Source organism: Candidatus Symbiopectobacterium sp. NZEC135 (genome assembly GCF_025962695.1).
The window spans coordinates 1-734 of record NZ_JAGFPF010001061.1; the positions used below are offsets into that span (position 1 = coordinate 1).

The 734-nt window shown below is 47.0% G+C and carries 1 pseudogene; it reads right to left on the minus strand.

The annotated features are described in order from the left end of the window. A pseudogene (locus J5224_RS32425) lies at positions 1 to 372 on the minus strand (MBL fold metallo-hydrolase); the annotation flags it as partial. Positions 373 to 734 lie beyond the last annotated feature (362 nt).

Sequence of the window (734 nt, forward strand, 5' to 3'; positions counted from 1 at the left end):
CTATTCTTTTTTTCAGTTTTCCTTTTTTTTATATTTGTTACGCTATTTTCCTGTGCCAACACCTGCACCTGTGAGAATCCCTGCGAGCGAATCAATGCGGCATCCTGTGCATTCTGGGTGTAGATCGGCATCGCCTTGGGGATATGGCGTTGGGCGGCCTCATCCCAATGATCGGGATGGGTGTGCGTCACAATCACCGCATCCACGTCCAGCAGTTCCTCTAATGACAGCGGCAGCGACACCAGCGGGTTGCGCAGCCAGGAACGGGCGGCTCCGGCAAAACCGGCCCAGGCCTCTTTTTCCGCCGATCAGGAAAGTCGCTCCGGCATAGTCCACCTTCAGCGTAGCGTTACGAATTTGCGTCAATTTCATGGAAAACTCCCGTGGATAACATCCAGTAAGACAGTGTGAGCATCGATGGTTTGCAGTGTAAAGTGCACAGAGAAAACGCATAAGTTGCCCGCAGGTCATTGATCGATGAAAATGGGACAATCTGATTGATGCAGCGTCGTCGCGTGATTTTTTCAATCCCCATAAAGGCGTATTTTTATGATTAAACGCCAGTTTTAATTAAAAACCTCTACTCAAATTAATAATTCCGTTCACGCTGAATGCGCACATAAATCAATTATTCCCTGAGGTGGACATGATAATTTAACCTCACCTTTCCACGGTGTAGTCACATGCCAAATAATAAAGAAAAGAGCAATGAGCGAAAAAACAAGAAAACGCTG